This window comes from Gammaproteobacteria bacterium, from assembly GCA_013001575.1.
Lineage (GTDB): Bacteria > Pseudomonadota > Gammaproteobacteria > Steroidobacterales > JABDMI01 > JABDMI01.
This window is the reverse complement of the sequence record JABDMI010000113.1, coordinates 1-5,387: the sequence shown is the minus strand read 5'-3', so window position 1 is coordinate 5,387 and position 5,387 is coordinate 1. Positions and strand designations below refer to the sequence as shown.

Genomic DNA, 5,387 nt, shown 5'->3' with positions numbered 1-5,387 from the left:
CGCGTCATGAGTCGCCCGCTGAGTTTACCGTCCAGTGTTTCAGGATCGTTGGGCACCACCACCAGTTCATTACTGGTCTGCAAAATGCTTTCTGCCAAACTGACGCTTTTGCCATCGAAAGCTTGCGAGACCACTTTAGTGATCTCTAATAAAGTGTTTTGATCCGATTCAATTAATATGGCTGCCTGCGGTTCAGCGACACTCATGGTTTTACAGCCCCACAACAAACTCAAGCCCACACCACCAAGCAAGCCACCGATCAGCATAAAAAGTCTATTCATTGACCATCTCCTGTGAAACCCGCTGTCCGGCATCACGCACTTGTTGTTTTAACAAATGCCGGCGCAAGTGTTCGGAGTTATACAAGGAACCCGGTCGTTCATCCTGAAGCTGGTCTTGCAGACGAAGCTTGGAAAATTTGGTACTGCTCGAACCGGCAGGACAGGAACCGGATTGACTGTAGGCCAGTGCGGTTGAGAACAAGGCCTCATTGCTGTCGCCCAATTGATTCAGGAAATCATCGGCCACATTACATCCCGGCACCAATTCCCCCACCGGCCCAGTGGTATTCATCGGGGTGAAGCCGTCGGCGTAATCGCCAAAGCCTTTGTCATTGGCGCCTTTGAACTGAATGGTGAAATAGGTGGTGCCGCAGTTATCGGTGGCGTAAAACCCGTAAGGCTTGCCGCAAGTGGTATCGCCGATCAAGACCACGTCCACATCCACACCGCGCAGACCGTTGATGACCGCTTCACTGGCCGAACAGGTGCGTGCAGTGGACAAAATAAAGATTCTGTCCAGATTCAATTGTGGCAAGGCTTGACCCGACGGTTTGGAAAACCCGAGTGAGGTGCTGTGGAATGGTGTCGGGTTTAAGGTTTCACCGGTTACCGGGTTGATGTTGGGATGTTTGTCATTGAAGGTCAGATTGTCAAAGGTTTTGCCGTTGCTGCGGGTAGCGCCAGCCACCATGTAGCCCAACTGCGCGGCGATATCCAGAAAGCCACCGCCGTTGTAACGCAGATCCAGCACCAGTTCGTTGACATTGGCATTTGACAACTGGGTCATGGCGTCAATGAGCTGCTCTTCGGCATCCCGGATGCCAAATGTATTAAACAGGATGTAGCCCGTATCGCCGCTTGGAGTGTTTTCTATTTTGACGGTGTGCACGGCTGCCGAGGTCACACTTTCCGAGGTCATGCTGAAGCTGCGAGTTGTCGAACTGCCAATATCGCGCACTGTGAATGTGTGCATTTCGCCCGCCGCATTGGGGAACAGCCCTGCATTCAGAACATCTACATCTGCCTGGGTGCCGCCATTGACCGCATCCACGCCATCGATCTCGAGGATTTCTGTACCGCGCAATAAACTCGCCGGAGAGTTGGCGGCGGGTGATCCTGACTCAACAATAGAAACCCGTATCTCACGCGGCGGCGCGCCCGAAATGATCGCAAATTCCGCGCCGTAACCGGCTGAAGACCCGCTGGAGATCAGTTCCTGGTATTCGGCGGTATCGTAAGTGAAATGGAATTGATCTTTCGGGTTACCCGACGGCGTGACCGCGGTGGTGATCAATTCGTCAAAATACACCAAAGGATCATTAAAGCCGGCGGGATCCTGATCGTCTATTTCACTGTACCAAAGATAGGTATTATTACTCCAGGAACGTAACCAGTGGTTTTCTTCCAGAATTGAGCCGGCCATGTCCGGGAACGGATTGCCGGTGGCGGGGTTTGTGCCACTACGCGGGTTTTCGCAGCGATCTTTAAACTGACTTTCGTCTTCGAACACCCCTTTGGTCCAGGTGGGTCCGCTACTCACAGGCGGGGGTGGCGGGGGTGACACTATTGGCGCTGGTGCAGAATCTGAACCGCCTCCGCCACAGGCCGATAAGCATAATACAATCGCGGCAGTGGCAATAAACTGCCTCGGGCACATATTAAACGAGTACATAATTTTGGGTCTGGGTTAAATTTTAAATTGGTGTAGTCTACCTGAAATTGAGACAAACCAACTAAAGCAAAATTCCTTCAATTTGCAAACAAGGCTGCTCTCCAGGTAAAACGCCAGACCTGAAAAAATACGATCATTGACAATTTCAAGAAATGAAACCACGCATCCCGAGCCCACATGCATGTGCATTCCGAACATAAGCCAAGCAACGCTGGATATGGGCTTGATAACAATAATCTGGTTTATAAACAGAATCGTTAGTTTAATTATAAAAGTTCAATTAGATATATTAACTATACCCACAAAAAATAAAAATAGTGTTATTCAGCCCCAGAGTGAGTTAATTTATGTGAACTGGAGTGCATTAGCCCACCTAATTCCTTGTAATTTCTAAAAAATTGCTGTAATTTATTCTTTTAAATTTCCCGTACTTCACTCACAACATTTCGTAATTTAATAAACCGTGCCAGTGAAGCTCCAAGTCGTGCAGATAGTAAGATCTCGCCACTTGTTGTTGAATAATGAAAAATAAGATCATGCTAACAATCCTCAAAAATACCATTAGGCCCAAGTGAAAATGACAATCCCAAAATTAAAGAATTTCACGCTCCGAACGGATTATTCTCTAAAAGTCTTAGTGCTGGTGCTTGGCCTTGTCGTTACGCTATCGCAAACAAGTTATGTACTGGCCGATGACAGCAAGGACGGATCTTCTTGTGTCTCCAATATTGAGGCAGAATTCTCGACCTCCCTGCTCAGCGTGCTGGCCATTTCCGATAAAGGCCTCTCGAATGTGGTGTTGCACTTTGTCGATGGCGTCGAACAGAAATTCGAGATCAATTCAGGCACCGACCTCTATTCACAGGAATTATCCGGCACTGGTGCAAACGCCGGCAAACTCTTGCAGGGCATATGGATAAAGTCGGGGTGTGAAAAAAGTGGTGACGGTTCGGGATACGGTCTCTATATTGCTGCACCGGTATGTGACTTCACCACCACCATCAGTATTTCACCTTTGCAACGAACTCAGCGTGAAAGCACTAATGCAAACTTTGTTATCTCATTAGACGACAGCGCTGTTCCGGAAGAATGCATTGCGGGCATCCTGATCACGACCGTGCCATTGACTGCCGGCATAAGTGATTATGAATCCCTCAGCATCAATGCCGCTCTGGACAATTCAAACCCTTCAATTACCATTAATATTCCCATACTCAGTGACGACATTACTGAATTGAACGAGCGCTTTGAAGTTAATGCAGTTCCTGCCCCTGGGTCCGCGGTGACCAATAGCGTACAGGGCATTGTAATAATATTAGACGGCACTCCTGAACCACCATGATCATGAATAAACTCAAGACAAAAAAGACCCTGCACCTAAGCCTTTCACTGGGTATTTTACTCGCTACACAAATAGGCACGCAAAATCTGTCGGCGGCATTAACTTGTCCAGTGGTCAATCAGGCTGCTCTGGACTGGGATGCGCCCGCAATAGATTGGCCTACTCCGGTCAATCTCACTAACGGTCCCGGTGATTACACTCCTGACCTGAATGAGTCCTTTGTTGTAGGCGGCATCACATTTGACTTTGCCATAAGCGGTGATTCAACCATGGCAAACCTGATCCGCTCGTTTGAGGAACGTGCTGATGTAGCAGAAGACACGCCCGATGACGTAGGGGATGTTGTTGGCCCTGGCGATACCGATGGAAATGGAAGTATAGACGCTGCTTTGGACGTGATCATTAATTCAACTGACACGTCAAATAACCCGATAGATATTGATGTGATCTTGGATGTTACTTTGTCCGAACCCGTCTCAGAGCTTGAATTCTCTATTTCTGATATTGATCACAGTGATCCGGGCACGCGTGAACGCCAGGATGTTGTGACGGTAACCGGCAGTTATATGAGCAACGCCGTGACACCGACACTGACCCCGGAATATACCGTGACTGGCCCCACGGATCCCGGTCTGACCGTATCCGCTAATACCGCAACCGCACAATTAACCGGAGTCAATGTATTTCCAACCGGAACCGGAAATCAGCACCCGGATCGTGGCACCGTTTTTGTAAAATTCAGCACCCCAGTTGATGCGATTACCATAGTGTATGCCGATGGTGTCGAGGCCGGAGCAGACCTTGGCGGCACACGTGGCATCAGCATCATCAATGACACGGGATTTTGCTATGCGCCGGATGTCAGTGGCAGTGTTTTTGAAGACGCCGACGGCGATGGCGTATTTAGCGCCGGTGACGTGGCCTTAAGTGGTGTCAGTGTGCAAATCTTCGAAGCGGACGCGAGTGGCAACCCGATCGGTGGCGCACTGGACACCCAGTTAACGGATGTGAATGGCGCATACAGTTTTATTGACCTGTTGCCCGATGATTACGTGATCATTGAAACCGATCCTGGCGGCTATGTTTCAGTCACCGATATCGAAGGTGATACCACTGACCCGGCCTATAACCGCATACCGGTAAGCCTGGGCTCAGTGAATGTCACTGGTCAAAACTTTCTGGACATACAATCGGCCGATCTCAGAGTTGTTAAAGATGACAGTTCATTGACTTATACGCCGGGTACCAGCGGAACCTACACCATCACAGTAACCAACCTGGGACCGTCGGATGTCAGTGGCGCGACCATTCAGGACATTTTACCACTGGGGGTTACTTTGAATGGAGCGGTTACTTGTGTAGCAATCGGAGCCGCCAGTTGTACGACCCCGATTGGTACCACCGGTGACCCAAGTTTTTCTGACTTGGCCATCAGTATTGATGCCGATGCCAGTGAAGCGGTTAATTTTGTTACGTATACCGTGCCGGTGGTTTTTTCCAGTGATATGAACGCTTACTAGCCATGAACACATCCGCATAAGTGCGAAATTTTATTCAAAGACCGCTGAGGCGGTCTTTTTTTATTGTGTATGATGAGATCTATGCAAAATGAACTTGCAGCCTGTGCGTTGTGCGGACGCAATCAGTTTTTAACTTTTCATCATCTTATCCCGCGCATGTGCCATCGTAAAAAATACTTTCGCAGCCGGTTTACAAAAAGTGAAATGCAAACACGCGGGCTTGATATTTGTCAGGATTGCCATCACTTTATTCATACACAAAAAGACGAAAAAACCCTGGGCCGCGAGTTCAATACTCTGGATGCTTTAAAAAATGCCGAGTGGATGAAAACATTCATCGCCTGGGTGGTCAAAAAGAAATAAGCCTTATTCAACAAGGTCGAAGAATGGCGAGTAATAAATGAACCCTGGCCAAGGTCTTGATGATCGTATAGGAGCATCCGATGCTTTACTGCTTATTATTAATATCTACAAGTCACTGAAACTATGAAAAAATACCTGCAAAGATTATTTATACCCGCCATTTTACTGATCGCATTAGTTGGCCTACAGGCACAACAATCCGATTCCAG

At 48.3% G+C, this 5,387-nt stretch carries 5 protein-coding genes; 3 read left to right on the top strand and 2 right to left on the bottom strand.

Annotated elements, in window-relative coordinates:
* A partial coding sequence (locus tag HKN88_09175; protein ID NNC98226.1) for a hypothetical protein occupies positions 1 to 281 on the bottom strand: 281 nt, incomplete at its 3' end.
* Complete coding sequence (locus tag HKN88_09170; protein NNC98225.1) at positions 274 to 1,938, bottom strand: peptidase; 1,665 nt, start codon at positions 1,936 to 1,938, stop codon at positions 274 to 276. The genes HKN88_09175 and HKN88_09170, both read right to left, overlap by 8 nt.
* A gap of 592 nt (positions 1,939 to 2,530) precedes the next feature.
* On the opposite strand from HKN88_09170, the gene HKN88_09165 reads away from it, so the two are divergent.
* From HKN88_09165 to HKN88_09155, 3 genes are all read left to right on the top strand, one after another.
* Positions 2,531 to 3,295 carry a hypothetical protein gene (locus tag HKN88_09165; protein NNC98224.1) on the top strand — a complete coding sequence of 255 codons (765 nt, stop codon included), beginning with the start codon at positions 2,531 to 2,533 and terminating at the stop codon, positions 3,293 to 3,295.
* Positions 3,296 to 3,297: 2 nt separating this feature from the next.
* The gene (locus HKN88_09160; protein NNC98223.1) at positions 3,298 to 4,815 is read left to right on the top strand and encodes a DUF11 domain-containing protein; all 1,518 of its coding nucleotides are present in this window, start codon (positions 3,298 to 3,300) and stop codon (positions 4,813 to 4,815) included.
* An 81-nt stretch (positions 4,816 to 4,896) separates the two neighbouring features.
* Positions 4,897 to 5,178 carry a hypothetical protein gene (locus HKN88_09155; GenBank protein NNC98222.1) on the top strand — a complete coding sequence of 94 codons (282 nt, stop codon included), beginning with the start codon at positions 4,897 to 4,899 and terminating at the stop codon, positions 5,176 to 5,178.
* Positions 5,179 to 5,387: the final 209 nt, after the last annotated feature.

Bases quoted from the DNA above. Each gene is read 5' to 3' on its own strand.
- HKN88_09170 (NNC98225.1), bottom strand. From the start codon at position 1,938: ATGTGCCCGAGGCAGTTTATTGCCACTGCCGCGATTGTATTATGCTTA.
- HKN88_09160 (NNC98223.1), top strand. From the start codon at position 3,298: ATGAATAAACTCAAGACAAAAAAGACCCTGCACCTAAGCCTTTCACTG.
- HKN88_09165 (NNC98224.1), top strand. From the start codon at position 2,531: ATGACAATCCCAAAATTAAAGAATTTCACGCTCCGAACGGATTATTCT.
- HKN88_09155 (NNC98222.1), top strand. From the start codon at position 4,897: ATGCAAAATGAACTTGCAGCCTGTGCGTTGTGCGGACGCAATCAGTTT.